We start from the raw sequence: 13321 nt of genomic DNA on the forward strand, positions 1-13321 counted from the left end.
CGGTTTTGGCGACGGTATGTTATTCTAACACCATGTTTTTTTGGGAGGGCCATACGATGAGGCTGGCCTCTTACAACGTCGAAAACCTGTTCGATCGCGCCAAGGCGATGAATCTCGATAGCTGGGAGGAAGGCCGTCCGATCCTTGAGAAGTTCGCCGCACTTGAGGGCCTACTCGGCCAGGTGAGCTACAGCGACGCCGATCGGCGCAGAATGACGGAATTGATCGTCGCACTTGGCCTGGAGAAAAGCGATATCGGTCCCTTCGTTCTTCTGCGGCGCAATCGCGGTGCGCTGTTGACGCGGCCGAAAACCGGCGGCGTCGTCGTGACCGCCGACGGTCGCGCCGATTGGGTCGGCTCGCTGGAGTTGCGCGAAGAGCCGGTGGATGAAGAGGCGATGCGCAACACGGCCCGCGTCATGAACGATGTCAATGCCGATGTGCTGGGTATTGTCGAAGTCGAAAGCCGGCCGGCTCTGTCCTCTTTCAATTCATTGATCGTGCCGGCGGTCGGCGGCGATCCTTTCGCGCATGTCATGGTGATCGATGGCAATGACGAGCGCGGTATCGATGTCGGTCTTATGACGCGGAAAGATTTCCCGATCGGGTTCATGCGCAGCCATGTCGATGATCGCATGCCGGATGGATCGCTGGTCTTCTCACGGGATTGCGCCGAATATCGCGTCACGACGCCCGCCGGCGCGACGCTCGTCGTTCTGGTCAATCATTTCAAAAGCAAAGGCTATGGTGGCGTGCAAGCGTCGGATGCCCGCCGAAGGACTCAGGCGAAACGGGCACGGGAAATCTACGAGGCGCTGCTGACGGAAGGTGTCAACTATGTTGCCTTGATCGGCGACCTCAACGACTTTCCCGACAGCCAGCCGCTGAAGCCGTTGACGACGAGCACCCTGAAGGATGCCTTCACCCATCCGGACTTCGATGATGGTGGTTATCCCGGCACCTATGGCCTCTGCAACACCACCAGCAAGATCGACTATCTTTTCCTGTCGCCGACGCTCTTCGACAGGGTTCAAGGTGGCGGTGTTTTCCGCAGGGGCCTGTGGCCGGGCTCACGCCCGAAGCGCTGGGACGTCTATCCGGAGCTGACGGCGGAGAAGCAGGGCGCATCGGACCACGCCGCCGTGTGGGTGGATCTGGATATTTGATCCCCGCTCCATCGAAACGGGGGTATCTATGACCCTAAGCCCATTCGCCTCCGCGCATGACCGGCATGCGTGAGCCGTCAAGCTTGATGCCGTCGATATCGACCTTGTCGGAGCCGATCATCCAGTCGATGTGAATCAGGCTGGAATTGCCGCCCTGGGCCTTGATCTGCTCCTGGCTCAAGGTCGCGCCGTCGATGAAGCATTTGGAATAGCATTGGCCGAGCGCGATGTGGCAGGACGCGTTTTCGTCGAACAGCGTGTTGTAGAACAGGATGCCGCTGGCCGAGATCGGCGAGGAATGCGGCACCAATGCCACTTCGCCGAGGCGCCGTGCGCCTTCGTCGGTATCCAGCACCTTGTTCAGCACTTCTTCGCCTCGCGACGCTTTCGCCTCGACAATACGGCCGCCTTCGAAGCGAACCCGGATGTTGTCGATCAAGGTGCCCTGATGCGAAAGCGGTTTGGTCGAGGAGACATAGCCTTCGACACGCAGCGCATGCGGCGTGGTGAATACCTCCTCGGTCGGGATGTTCGGGTTGCAGGTGACGCCGTTCTTGGCGACCGAGGCGCCGCCATGCCATTCGTGGCCGTCGGCAAGGCCGATCTTCACATCGGTGCCCGGACCCTGGAAGTGCAGGGCGGCGAAGCGCTGACCGTTCATCCAGGTCGAACGCTTATGTAGATTGGCATTGTGCTCGGCCCAGGCGCCGATCGGATCCGGCACGTCGACGCGCGAGGCGGCGAAGATCGCCTTGGCGAGCTTGGCAACGGCGATCGCTTCCGGATCGTCCGGGAAGACCAGCTTCGCCCAGGAGGGATTCGGATAGGAAACGATGTTCCAGTTGATGTCGAAATTGGAGATCTTTTCCAGCGCCGGCTTGTAGGCGGCAGAGTTGGCGCGGTTGGCGCGCGCGACCTTGGCCGGCTCCTGGCCGGAGAGCAGCATCGGATTGTCGCCAGAGATCGCGAGCCGCGCGGCATTGTTGGCATAGGCCTTGGCCATGCCTTCATAGAGCCAGTTAGAAGCGCGGTCGAAGCTGCCGTCATGGCCGTATTCGTAGCGGGCGAGTGTGGTCTCCTCGTCGGAATAGAACGTGGTGACCAGACCGGCGCCGGCCTTGTAAGCCTCGCGGGTGATCAGCCGCACCAGCGGCATCGACACGACCGGGGCGGTGATGACCAGATCCTGGTTTTTCTGCAGTTGCAGCCCGACCTTCACGGCCACTTCGGCAAGCTTTTCCAGCTTGGCGGGATCGACGGGATGATGGTTGGGGGAGGCGAACGTCATGGCAAAACCTGCGTGCTGAGGATCGGAACAACGGTCCCAGACTTAGACCCGTTTGCGCCGGAAATGAAGGCTGTTTTGTTTTTTAAAGCCTGTCGCGCAAAAGTGCGTAGCGGTTTTGCGATCACGACATGCGCAAAATCAAATACCTAAGCGCACGGAGCGACTCTCAGAGATCGCGATGCGCTTTGGTGCGATCAAGCGATCAGCGGCGCGGCCTTCGCCTTCAAAAGCTTCAGCGCATCCTGCGGGTTAAGGCGCACTTGCAGGCCGCGTTGACCGCCGTTGATGTAGACATAGGCTTCCGTCATCGCCTGTGCCTCGATCGCCGTCGGCACGGTCTTCTTCTGGCCGAAAGGGCTAATGCCGCCGACATGATACCCCGTCAGTCGCTCGGCATCGGCGGGCTTCATCATGGCCGCCGATTTGCCGCCGAAGGCGGCCGCGAGCTTTTTCATGCTGACCTCATGGTCTGATGGAACGACCACGCAAACCGGCTTGCCGTCCACTTCGGCCATCAATGTCTTCAAGACCCGACGCGGCTCCTCGCCCAACGCTTCCGCCGCCTGCATGCCGACACGCTCGGCATTCGGATCGTACTCATAAGTATGGACGGTGAAGGCAACCTTGGCCTGAGTCAGCATCTGCGTGGCACGGGTGGTTTTGGACATGGCGCAGCCCTTATGCATCCACCTCGAAGGCACCCGCATAGATCTCCGGCTTGAAGCCGATCAGCAATTTGCCGTCGGCTTCCAACACCGGGCGCTTGATCATCGACGGCTGGGCCAGCATCAGAGCGATGGCTTTGTCCTTGGTGAGATCGGTGCGGTCTCCTTCGGGGAGCGCCTTGAAGGTGGTGCCGGCGCGGTTGAGCACGGTTTCCCAACCGGCCTGCGCGGTCCAGCGTTCCAGATGGTCGCGGTCGATGCCGACAGCCTTGTAGTCGTGGAAATCATAGGCGATGCCGTGGCCTTCCAGCCAGGTCCGCGCCTTCTTCATCGTGTCGCAATTCTTGATGCCGTAAATGGTGATCGTCATGCCGAATCCGTTCCTTGCTGTGTGCCATCGCATAACACGCAAGCGGAGACGAGCGAAAGTCGGGGCGAAGGTTCGACGATTCCTCTGAGATGCCTCAGTCTTCCAGCGCTCCCGGCTTGCGGGTAGCTTCGCTCGGCTTGTCGCAGCCGATTTTCATCAGGTCGCCGCGGCGGCGGACGAGCCGGTCGGACACCCGGGTGACGATGAGGCCGGCTTGCGGGGCGTGGACATCGATCGTGCCATCGGGCATGCCGGGCGCGGTAAGGATCGTCGCCAGCAGGTCTCCTTCACCGACACGTTCGCCGATATTGCGATGGAAAAGCACGGTGCCGGCCTGCGGCGCACGGATGATCTCGACATTGTCGAGCGGCACGGCCGGTCCGCTAAAGCTGGACAGGTTCACGCCATCATCACGGACGGCGCCACGGGCAGCGAGGAAACGCCAGAGCCCTTCGGCATCCCTTTTCGCCATCTCCGGATAAACATCGCGGGTGCCGCGCAATTCGACGGTCACCGACAATTTTCCCGGCAGGTGCGCCTTCTTCTCGCCGGGCACTTCGTATTTCCAGGCGAAGCTCACGGCTTCCTCGAAGGCAGAGCTTTCGCCATCCGACAGCAGTACGGCGTCCATGTTCAGCGCCGCCGCCAGATCGGCTGCCTCCGGCCAGAAGGCTTCGTCGATATAAGCATATTGCAGGGATTCATCATCGCAATGCAGATCGATGACCAGATCGGCCCCCAGCGCCATGTGGATGAGCTGCCGCTTCAGCCGGTCGGCGGCGGGGTAGCGTTCCAGATTCTCGATCAGCAGGTGACGGTCGCGCGCCGAGATCAGCGGAAAGTCACGGTTGAAATTGGTGCGCGTGCCCAAATCGAAGCGACCTTGCATTTCGCCGAAATGCGATTGCGCCGCGCCGATCGGATTGGCGTGCGGCACGACGATGATATCGCTCAGAACCGCGCCTTCCGTCTCCGCCTGCCTGAGCCGCTCGCAGAGGAAATGGGTCAGCGCCGTGCCCGGCAGTTCGCCGGCATGCAGCGCCGCCTGGATGTAGATCTTCGGCGCATCCGGTTTGCTGCCGGCAAAATGCAACACAGGCAACCGCCACGCGATCCCAGGCGTATCGCCGTCGATGGTGATATGCGTGATGTCCATGTGTTTTTCTCCTGCTTGCGATGGCTGATACCAAGTCGCGGCCGCCACGCGCAATAATTATGGGAAGATGGCGCGCGGGTGGATCAGAACTTGTTCCACCGCCTCCCGAAAGACAAGGGCTCCGGTTGCTGAGCCTTTGTCGTTGCTTCCGTATTATAGGCCGCCGTTTTTACGCAGGCTCATGATCAGCGCAAGGCTGAGCAGAACGGCGCCGGCACCGAGGAGAAAGGGTGCGGTATAGCCGAACCGATTGGCGAGCAGGCCGGCGATCGGGCCGGTGCTCCCAAGCGCCAGATCCAGGAAAACCGAATAGAGGCCCAGCGCCACGCCACGATTTTGTGGTGGGACATGCGCCATCGCCTCATTGCCGAGCGCCGGAAAGATCGGTGCAAAGCCAGCTCCGGCGAGCGCCGCACCGATGATGGCAATGGTGGGCGAGGGAGCAAAGGCGAGCGCCATGAGTCCCAGGATCTCCAGCACCAGCGAGACTCGCGCCAGCGGCAAGCCGCCGAAGCGGGCGACGGCTTGCGCCAACCCCAGGCGAACGCCGATGAAGGCCAGGCCGAAAGCGCTCAACGCCAGCGAAGCCCCGTCCCAATCGCGGCTATGGAAAAACAAGGCGACGAAGGCCATCACGACGCCGAAGCCGCTGGAGGCAAGCGCCAGCGCCACGCCAAAAGGCGCGATACGGCTGAAGACCTGGCCGGTGCCGATGCCCTTCTCCTTGACGCCGGGCACCGCTGGCCGCGTCTGCGCCAGCATCAGGCCCGCAATTGCCAGGCCGATCGTCACGGCGCCCGTGGCGAAGAAGCCGTATTGCCCCTCCAGCCAAGCGCCAAAGGGGGCCGCAAGCGCGATGCCGCCATAGGTGGCGATGCCGTTCCAGGAGATGATGCGCACGGTTTCGCGCGATCCCATCAGCCCGATCGCCCAGGTGATCGCCGCTGTGCTGACCAAGCTTTCACCGACGCCGAGCGCCAATCGGCCGAGCAGCAGTAGCGCCAGGCTCAGAGCGGGAGTACCCGCCACCAGTGCCGATGCCAATGTCAGGGCGCCGGAAAATCCGTAGGCGAAGAAGCCGAGGAAAACCGAACGGCGTGGCCCATACCGGTCGCACAGCCGGCCGACCTGCGCGCGGCTGATGATGGTAGCCACATACTGCGCGCTGATGGTGATGCCGGCCCAGACGACACCGAATCCGAGGCCGCTATCAACATAGGTCGGCAACACGGCGAGCGGCAGCCCGATGGCGACATAGCCGAAGAAGGTCAGCGCAACGATGGAAAGGAGGGATAAGGTCGAGGAGGACTGGATGGTTTGGGAGGCAGTGTTCACGAGATATCGCCTGCGGGCACCGGCGTGCGGTGTCCTTACTGTTTGCCATACGGATCGGGGTTCGTACCGGATAGGAGCGGCGGCAGCGGCCGAACGACCGTGCGACGTCGCGATCAGTTTGGTAACAGGCGAGGAGAGGTCGGGTCAATGAAATTGCTGCTCTGCAGCAAAAAATGATGACCCGTTCAAGCAATTGTGTTCGGCGTCCTAGCGGACGAGGGGATCGCACCACTTCTGGTCAGCGTTTTTGCCATGGGAAGGGAGGCAAGGTGACGATTGCGCCACCTTGCCCTGGCTTCACATCGTCAACACCACGCTTGCCGTCGTTCGCCCTGCTTCGAGGTCGGCATGCGCCCTGGCGGCATCCTTCAGCGCATATTCCGCGCCGATCGGATTGATCAGGCCGGCCTGCAATTCCGCCATGAGCGCCTCGGCGCCCTGCCGGTAGAGATCGGGATCGTTGGCATAGGTCAGCACGCTCGGGCGAGCGAGACCGATGGCGCGGGGCGCGGTCAGTTCCTCGATCTGGATCGGAGGAATCGGGCCGCCAGCCTGGCCGAGGCTGGCGACCATGCCAAAGGGGCGGACAGTGGCGAGTGTCTGCGACAGCATCGCGCCGCCGATGCCGTCGACGGCGAGATGCACGCCCCGGCGATCGGCGATGCGGCGCGTCTCTTCCACCCAATCCTCGGACGTATGCAGAAGAACGGCGTCGGCGCCGGCTTCATAGGCAAATTCGGCCTTGGCTTCCGAACCGACGGTGGCGATGACGTTAGCGCCGAGCCGCTTGGCCCAGCGCGCTACGATCTGCCCGACACCGCCGGCTGCCGCATGCACCAGAACCCATTCGCCCGGCTGCAGTGGGTGGACCTTATGGAGCAGCATATGGGCCGTGAGCCCCCGCAACATCGTGCTGCCGGCGAGCCGTTCGCTGACATCGTCGGGCAGACGCACCAGCCGGGAGGCCGGCAAAGTGCGCACTTCGGCATAACTTCCGAGCGGATGGCCGACATAGGCGACGCGATCGCCAACCGACAGGCCCTCGACACCGGAGCCGATCGCTTCCACGACGCCGGCACCCTCGAAGCCGAGAACAGTCTGGCCGGGCGGCCGGGGATAAAGCCCGGACCGAATATAGATATCGACGAAATTGACGCCAGAGATGCTTTGGCGGATGCGGGCCTGGCCGGGTCCTGGCTCGGTGATGGCAAGATCAACGAGTTTCATGGTCTCAGGGCTGCCGGGGCTGGTTATCGCGATGGCTAGAGGCATAGAACAGTCTCCTTTCAGACGCATTTTTGATCACAAAGCCGCGTCTGAATAAATTCGGTATGAACTCACTGCATCTGTGCAATAATGCACAGATGATCGACTGGCAGGACCTTCTTCACTTCGCCGCTCTGGCACGCACCGGCTCGCTTTCGGCGGCTGCGCGCGAGCTTGGCGTCGACCACGCCACGGTCGGCCGGCGAATTGCCGCGCTGGAACGCACGCTTGATCTGCGGCTCATCGACCGTCGGCCGCGCACCTCGCCGCTGACGGCTGATGGCCGGGCGATTGCCGAGCTGGTGGCCGGCATGGAGGACAATGTCGAGGCGATCAGGCGCTATTCGAAAAGTGCGGTTGCGGGGCTTTCCGCCGCCGTCATGATCAGCGCGCCGCCCTCCATCGCCGCGCACCTCATCGCGCCGAAAGCGGTCGCCTTTCGCGCCGAACATCCCGATATCACGCTGACGATCGCCGGCGTCACCCGCCGCTCCGCCCTTAATTATGGAGAGGCCGATATTGCCGTGCGCATGTCACGCCCCGAGGAAAGCGATCTTCTCGTGCGGCGCATCGGCGTCATGCGCTTCGGGCTCTATGCTATCCCCGAAGTCGCGGCGACGCCTAGGGATAGCTGGGTTTTCATCGGCTATGACGCGGCGCTCGATCATTTGACGCAGCAGACCTGGCTTCGTAGCCTGCTTGCGGGCCGCCCCATCGTTTTCCGCGCCGGCGACGTCTTCGGTCAGATGCAAGCCGCGCTCGCCGGTCTCGGCGTCGTAGCACTCCCTGCCTTCCTCGGTGATAGCGAAGCCGCCCTCACGCGGCTGCCGACGGAGATCCCGTCACCCACGCGCGACCTCTGGCTTGTTACCTATCCCGATCTGCGCCGCTCGCCGGCCATCCGCGCGGTGATGGATTTTGTCAGCGAGACGATCGGCAGAACGTGTCCGTTGAGAGAGGCTGACGGGGCCGCATGAGCCAACGGTTCGTCATGCTTACTTTCCTGTTGCAGCCTGCCAGCGAAACTCTACACCTAGTCAGATTGGCGATTCCTGTGGTCGGTGATCGATGATGAAACTGAGCGGCTGGCCCGCGATAAACAAAGCCGACGTGATCGCGGGCATATCGATTGCAGGCCTGATGCTGCCGGAAGCGGTCGCCTATGCCGGTATCGCCGGTCTGCCGCCGCATAGGGCGATCCTCGCCGGCATCGCCGGTTGCCTGGTCTACGCCATTTTCGGACGCAGCCGCTTTGCCATCGTCTCGCCGACATCCTCATCCGCCGCGATCCTTGCCGCGACGCTGGCGGTTGTTCCCGGCGATGCCACCGTCAAGGCAGGCCTCGCCACCATCGCCGTCGCGCTGGCCGGCATTCTCTTTGTCATCGCAGCCGCCTTCCGCCTCGGCGGCATCACCGGCTTCATCTCGCGCCCGGTGTTGCGGGGCTTTGCCCTGGGACTGGCGGTTACCATCATCCTGCATCAGCTACCGATTCTCGTCGGCGTCCCCGTACAAGGCTCCAATATCTTCAACTATGCCGGCGCGCTGTTGGCGGCGATCCCGCGATGGAACCTCGCAAGCGTCGCCGTCGGCATCGTGGCATTGGCCGCGCTGCTATTGCTGAAGCGGCTCCCGGGCGTTCCCGGCGCCTTCCTCGTGCTTGCCGCCGGCATCCTCGCCTCCTCTGTCTTTGATCTTAGCGGCCATGGTGTCGAACTGGTCGGGACGATCGAGGTCCTGCCGCAATGGCCTTCGCTGCCCGATGCCGGCTGGACCGCTTATTCGCGGCTGGTGCAGTTCACCGTGCCTCTCGTGCTCATTCTCTTCGCCGAATCCTGGGGTACGATGCGTGCCTTGGCGCTGCGCTATGGCGATCCTCTGGAGGTCAATCGCGAGCTGGGTGCGCTGGGTTTCGCCAATATCGCCAGCGCCATCGTCCAGGGCATGCCCGTCGGCGCCGGTTTTTCCGCGGGTTTCGCCAGCGAGGCAGCGGGTGCGAAGACGCGCGCCACTGCTGTCTTTGCCGCCATCGGCCTTGCCATTCTGATTGCCTGTGCCGGGTCGCTGGTGGCGCGGCTGCCGGAGCCGGTGCTTGCCGCCGTGGTGATTGCGGCCCTCACGCATGCGCTCGATCCCGGTCCGATCCTTCGCCTGCGACGGCTGCATCGCGATTTCTATGTCGCGCTGGGTGCGGCAGGCGGCGTGCTGCTCTTCGGTGTCCTCAACGGCATGCTGCTGGCGATCGTGCTCTCGCTCGTCGCGATGATGCATCGCTTGGCCTCTCCCTATGTCGCCCGCCTCGGGCGATTGGGGAGCAGCCACAATTTTGTCGATCTCAGCCGCCATCCGGAGGCGATTGAGACACCCGGCATTGCCATCTGGCGCCCCGGCGAGCCGTTGTTTTTCGGCAATGCCGATATGATCCTTGGCGAAATTCTAGCCCGCAGCCGCGCGGAAGCGGGGTTGAAGGCCGTGGTGCTCAGTCTGGAAGAAAGCTTCGATCTCGACAGTTCCGCACTCGACGCCTTGATGGAATTCGATAGTGCCATGCGCACCGCCGGCATCCGCGTGCAATTCGCGCGTGCCCATGATCAGGCTCGTGACCTCATGGCGGCGGCCGGAATGATCGATCTCGACAAGCGCTGCAGTTTCAGTGTCGACGATGCGGCGACTGTTGTCAGCCCGGTGGCACAAAGCGCCTGATGTCAGCCGAATGCCTGGGTAACCGGGCTAGTTCAGCGGCCAATAGCAGAGATGCTTGTGCTCGCCTTCGCCCTGCAGGCTATGGACCAGGACAAAATCTCGAACGGTCCAGGTGACGGGTTCGTCCAATATGACTTCGGGAATCAAATGGCCCCGATATAGCAATGTCATATGCGGCTCAAATTTCTCTCTGCCATCACTTGCAAATCCGATGTGCCGCATTGCGTCATCCAGTTCCCGATACAGCGCCTTCAGCTCCGCATTTCCCTCCTTGCGCCACAAAACAAGCGGCCGGTTATCACCGTTGCCAAAGCTGACGGCTCGATCGAAGACGACCTGGAATGATGTTTTGCTGACTGTCGATGCCGCTTGCATCGCCGCAAACGCAACCTCGTGCGGCGGCTCTGGCCTGCCGTTGTAGGATCCCAGCGGATAGAGCGTGATATGAAACAAATCCGACCGTCTCGGCTTTGTCGAAAAGCCATATTGCCGACGGAGATGGCCTGCCAGTTCAGCGCTTGAAGAAGCAACCTCCCGATCAGGCAGGATAGCGAAATATAGCGCATCGGAATGCATCGGGTCGGCTTCGGATTTCCTGACCCGTGATCCCCCGCCAAGATTGAGCGAAAGCTGTCCATTGTTCTTCATGAGATCGCTTCAAAGCCAAGTCGCTTTGCCTCGTCCTGTTCTTGCCGATCGCAGATATCCTACGGCCGCATAGCCTCAAAATCAAGAACAAATAGAGAACAAAATTAAGTGGCGGCAATTGGCTGGGAAGATCGAGATAATCCAGCGCATCCCCGATTTACGAAGTGTACCGAATAAAACTGCCCCTCGATTGTTCACGGCAGGTCAGGGCACCTTGCGCCCGCTCTCAACAAGGGAATGACCTCACATGTTGATAAAAGCCATCGTCTCAGCCGCACTTATCACCCTCATCGGCCTCGGCCTCTCCGCTTGCTCCACCACGGGCAATTCCGGGGGAGGCGGCATGACACAGAATTCCGCTCCGGCCGGCGGCGGATATTGATAAGCTCCCAAGCCGGATGGGAAGCGGTGCGGTTGATGTTGCCATAGCAGCATCGGCACCGCTTCCCTCAACCGGGAAATGTTGGCAACGCTCAGCCTGCGCAAGAATCGGGTTGAATTCGGGGGCCTGAAGCACGATTTTCATGGCAAGTGGAAACACGGAGACTCTGCCATGAGCGAGACGATGCAACACTATCTGATCTTCGAAAACGCAGGCGGTTTCTGTGGGATTGCGTGGAACGATATCGGCATAACGCGCTTCCAGCTCCCAACGAAAAGCGCTGATGCGACCGAGCGCCTTATGCTTCGCCGTCTGCCAAATGCAAGGCCCGGCGCACCGACATCAGATGTGGCCGAAGTAGTTGCCGCCGTTAAGCGCTATTTCGCTGGGGAGGAGATCGATTTCTCTACCGTCAAACTGGATCTCACCGAGCAGGATGATTTCTTCAAGCAGATCTACGCGGCCGCGCGGCAGGTCGGTTGGGGGCACACCACCACTTATGGCGCGCTCGCCAAACAGCTCGGCGCCGGTCCGGAAGCTGCGCGCGACGTCGGCCAGGCTATGGCCAAGAACCCCGTGGCGCTGATCATCCCCTGCCACCGCGTCCTGGCCGCCGGCGGCAAGATTGGCGGCTTCTCCGCGCCCGGCGGCTCGACCGCCAAGGCTCGCATGCTGGAGCTGGAAGGTGTCCAGCTCGCGCCGCCGAAGCCTGTGCAGCAATCCCTGGGCTTCTGATCGTCGATCGGATGAATTACGCGTCCGTAGATGCGGCTGCATCTACGGCGAGAGTCCGAATCCTCTGAGATTGAGGGCGCAGCAGCAAATAGAACGCGGCGACGTGCGTGATCATCAATAGCGGCACGTAGATGATCGGGATCGCGTAGGTGGCGCCAAGCTGCCCGGCCAATGCCGGAAGGTCGAGCTGGCTGCCGTGATAATAGTCGATGATGATGTCGCTTGCCCCCGCAACGTTGAAGGCGATGATGAACAGCCAAAAGAGCGGGCGCGTCCTTACCGTCAGGAGCGCCAGGATGGCGAGCAAGCCGGTTGCGAAGTCACCATAAGCGGCCGGTGTGGCGAAGCCGGCGGGCAGATTGGGGCCGACGACGCCGGGAACAATGAAGACGAGCCCGAAGAAGCGGAAACTGTGCAGCGTGGCGATGGCGCGCTGCGCTTCGACCGGATTCATCGCTTTGAGCCTCGGCCAGACATACGCCCCGAAGCACAGCAGCCACGGAACGTAGCCCAGAACAAGATGGAGCTGGAAGATGAATGCGGGCGACATGGGGCCTCCTATGAGGTTCTAATTCATGCGGCCTCGAACGCCGCGGGCGCTTTGCAAGCCAGATGTACGACCGCTTTCGCCTGGCGACTATTCGCTATAATGTTGACGGGCCATGAAGCAGAATTTCACAGTGAGACGAGGTGCGCTCGATGGTGTGGAGGCGTTCCTGAGCGTCGCCGAGCACCGCAGTTTTCGCAGAGCCGCCGCAGAACTGGGGGTGACTCCTTCAGCGATCAGCCAAGTGGTGCGTGCACTTGAGACGCGCGTCGGCGCAGCGCTCTTCCTGCGCACCACGCGCAGTGTCGGCCTCACCGAGGCAGGCGAACGGTTCCTGTCGCGTGCAAAGCCTGCCTTCGAAGAGCTCGTCGCCGCAAGCGAGGTCGCCGGTCAGCTTGGAGAGCGGCCGGCCGGATTATTGCGCCTTGCCGTGCCGCGCTCGGTCGTGCCGATCCTGCTGGAGCCGCTGATCGCCTCCTTCTGCGAGGCCTATCCTGCAGTCGAGGTGGAAATCGCCGTAAGCGAGAAGCTGGTCGATCTGGCTGCCGAAGGGTTTGATGCCGGTGTGCGGATGGGCGAGTTCATCGCCGCCGACATGGTTGCGGTGCGGCTGACGCCGCCGTTCCCGTTTGTAGTCGTTGGCAGCCCGGATTACCTATCTCGGCGCAAGCGGCCGGAGCGCATCGACGATCTGCGCGACCACGCCTGCCTGCGCATGCGCCGCTCGAACGGATCGGTCGCGCCCTGGTCCTTTGTCGATAGTGGCAAGGCGGTCGAGGCGATCGTCTCGGGGCCGCTGATCGCGCATGACTATCCCACGGTTCTGGGGGCTGCCATCCAGGGTGCGGGACTTGCGCAGGTGCCCGGTCCGCTCGCCGAAGCGGCTGTTGCCGATGGCCGGTTGCAAGCGCTGCTCACCCCCTTCGCCGTCACGACGCCGGGGGTTTTTCTGTACCATCCGGGTAGGCGTCAGGTCCTGCCCAAACTCCGAGCCTTCATCGAGCATGTCAGATACCGGAGTACCGACGCTCGGTTCGGAAAGGCGATCTAAGCCTGATCG

General features: G+C 62.1%; 14 protein-coding genes. 6 read left to right on the top strand and 8 right to left on the bottom strand.

What is annotated here, in order from left to right; all coding sequences use genetic code 11:
* Positions 1-56 precede the first annotated feature (56 nt).
* Positions 57-1166 carry an endonuclease/exonuclease/phosphatase family protein gene (locus C9E91_RS01990; RefSeq protein WP_107107022.1) on the top strand — a complete coding sequence of 370 codons (1110 nt, stop codon included), beginning with the start codon at positions 57-59 and terminating at the stop codon, positions 1164-1166.
* Positions 1167-1200: 34 nt separating this feature from the next.
* Here the strand turns inward: C9E91_RS01990 and C9E91_RS01995 are convergent, their stop codons facing one another.
* From C9E91_RS01995 to C9E91_RS02020, 6 genes are all read right to left on the bottom strand, one after another.
* A complete protein-coding gene (locus C9E91_RS01995) occupies positions 1201-2454 on the bottom strand; it encodes an aminopeptidase (protein WP_107106706.1) in 1254 nt (417 codons plus the stop codon).
* 194 nt (positions 2455-2648) lie between these two features.
* The gene (ybaK, locus tag C9E91_RS02000; protein ID WP_107107023.1) at positions 2649-3122 is read right to left on the bottom strand and encodes a Cys-tRNA(Pro) deacylase; all 474 of its coding nucleotides are present in this window, start codon (positions 3120-3122) and stop codon (positions 2649-2651) included.
* A gap of 10 nt (positions 3123-3132) precedes the next feature.
* Positions 3133-3489: an ArsC family reductase gene (locus tag C9E91_RS02005; RefSeq protein WP_107106707.1), complete on the bottom strand. Its 357-nt coding sequence runs from the start codon at positions 3487-3489 to the stop codon at positions 3133-3135.
* 94 nt (positions 3490-3583) lie between these two features.
* Complete coding sequence (locus tag C9E91_RS02010) at positions 3584-4645, bottom strand: M14 family zinc carboxypeptidase (RefSeq protein WP_107106708.1); 1062 nt, start codon at positions 4643-4645, stop codon at positions 3584-3586.
* 153 nt (positions 4646-4798) lie between these two features.
* On the bottom strand, positions 4799-5980 hold the full coding sequence (locus C9E91_RS02015; RefSeq protein ID WP_107106709.1) for an MFS transporter: 1182 nt from the start codon (positions 5978-5980) through the stop codon (positions 4799-4801).
* Positions 5981-6277: 297 nt separating this feature from the next.
* Positions 6278-7252 carry a quinone oxidoreductase family protein gene (locus C9E91_RS02020; RefSeq protein ID WP_107106710.1) on the bottom strand — a complete coding sequence of 325 codons (975 nt, stop codon included), beginning with the start codon at positions 7250-7252 and terminating at the stop codon, positions 6278-6280.
* A gap of 59 nt (positions 7253-7311) precedes the next feature.
* On the opposite strand from C9E91_RS02020, the gene C9E91_RS02025 reads away from it, so the two are divergent.
* Both C9E91_RS02025 and C9E91_RS02030 read left to right on the top strand, forming a co-directional pair.
* Positions 7312-8223, top strand: coding sequence for a LysR family transcriptional regulator (locus C9E91_RS02025; RefSeq protein ID WP_245407404.1), 912 nt, complete (start codon positions 7312-7314; stop codon positions 8221-8223).
* A 91-nt stretch (positions 8224-8314) separates the two neighbouring features.
* Positions 8315-9949: a SulP family inorganic anion transporter gene (locus tag C9E91_RS02030; protein WP_107106711.1), complete on the top strand. Its 1635-nt coding sequence runs from the start codon at positions 8315-8317 to the stop codon at positions 9947-9949.
* A gap of 27 nt (positions 9950-9976) precedes the next feature.
* Here the strand turns inward: C9E91_RS02030 and C9E91_RS02035 are convergent, their stop codons facing one another.
* Positions 9977-10597, bottom strand: coding sequence for a 2'-5' RNA ligase family protein (locus C9E91_RS02035; protein WP_107106712.1), 621 nt, complete (start codon positions 10595-10597; stop codon positions 9977-9979).
* Positions 10598-10844: 247 nt separating this feature from the next.
* On the opposite strand from C9E91_RS02035, the gene C9E91_RS20050 reads away from it, so the two are divergent.
* The gene (locus C9E91_RS20050) at positions 10845-10979 is read left to right on the top strand and encodes a hypothetical protein (RefSeq protein WP_280951155.1); all 135 of its coding nucleotides are present in this window, start codon (positions 10845-10847) and stop codon (positions 10977-10979) included.
* Between the two features lie 171 nt (positions 10980-11150).
* On the top strand, positions 11151-11714 hold the full coding sequence (locus C9E91_RS02040) for a methylated-DNA--[protein]-cysteine S-methyltransferase (RefSeq protein WP_107107025.1): 564 nt from the start codon (positions 11151-11153) through the stop codon (positions 11712-11714).
* Between the two features lie 16 nt (positions 11715-11730).
* Here C9E91_RS02040 and C9E91_RS02045 read toward each other — a convergent pair whose 3' ends face one another.
* On the bottom strand, positions 11731-12264 hold the full coding sequence (locus C9E91_RS02045) for a DUF8737 domain-containing protein (RefSeq protein ID WP_107106713.1): 534 nt from the start codon (positions 12262-12264) through the stop codon (positions 11731-11733).
* 112 nt (positions 12265-12376) lie between these two features.
* Between C9E91_RS02045 and C9E91_RS02050 the strand changes: the two genes are divergently transcribed.
* Complete coding sequence (locus C9E91_RS02050) at positions 12377-13312, top strand: LysR family transcriptional regulator (protein WP_107106714.1); 936 nt, start codon at positions 12377-12379, stop codon at positions 13310-13312.
* Positions 13313-13321: the final 9 nt, after the last annotated feature.

Origin of the sequence: Rhizobium sp. SEMIA4064 (assembly GCF_003025035.1) — a bacterium.
GTDB classification, from domain to species: Bacteria; Pseudomonadota; Alphaproteobacteria; order Rhizobiales; family Rhizobiaceae; genus Rhizobium; species Rhizobium paranaense.

Bases quoted from the DNA above. Each gene is read 5' to 3' on its own strand.
- C9E91_RS01990 (WP_107107022.1), top strand. From the start codon at position 57: ATGAGGCTGGCCTCTTACAACGTCGAAAACCTGTTCGATCGCGCCAAG.
- C9E91_RS01995 (WP_107106706.1), bottom strand. From the start codon at position 2,454: ATGACGTTCGCCTCCCCCAACCATCATCCCGTCGATCCCGCCAAGCTG.
- ybaK (WP_107107023.1), bottom strand. From the start codon at position 3,122: ATGTCCAAAACCACCCGTGCCACGCAGATGCTGACTCAGGCCAAGGTT.
- C9E91_RS02005 (WP_107106707.1), bottom strand. From the start codon at position 3,489: ATGACGATCACCATTTACGGCATCAAGAATTGCGACACGATGAAGAAG.
- C9E91_RS02010 (WP_107106708.1), bottom strand. From the start codon at position 4,645: ATGGACATCACGCATATCACCATCGACGGCGATACGCCTGGGATCGCG.
- C9E91_RS02020 (WP_107106710.1), bottom strand. From the start codon at position 7,252: ATGCCTCTAGCCATCGCGATAACCAGCCCCGGCAGCCCTGAGACCATG.
- C9E91_RS02025 (WP_245407404.1), top strand. From the start codon at position 7,312: ATGAACTCACTGCATCTGTGCAATAATGCACAGATGATCGACTGGCAG.
- C9E91_RS02030 (WP_107106711.1), top strand. From the start codon at position 8,315: ATGATGAAACTGAGCGGCTGGCCCGCGATAAACAAAGCCGACGTGATC.
- C9E91_RS02035 (WP_107106712.1), bottom strand. From the start codon at position 10,597: ATGAAGAACAATGGACAGCTTTCGCTCAATCTTGGCGGGGGATCACGG.
- C9E91_RS20050 (WP_280951155.1), top strand. From the start codon at position 10,845: ATGTTGATAAAAGCCATCGTCTCAGCCGCACTTATCACCCTCATCGGC.
- C9E91_RS02040 (WP_107107025.1), top strand. From the start codon at position 11,151: ATGAGCGAGACGATGCAACACTATCTGATCTTCGAAAACGCAGGCGGT.
- C9E91_RS02045 (WP_107106713.1), bottom strand. From the start codon at position 12,264: ATGTCGCCCGCATTCATCTTCCAGCTCCATCTTGTTCTGGGCTACGTT.
- C9E91_RS02050 (WP_107106714.1), top strand. From the start codon at position 12,377: ATGAAGCAGAATTTCACAGTGAGACGAGGTGCGCTCGATGGTGTGGAG.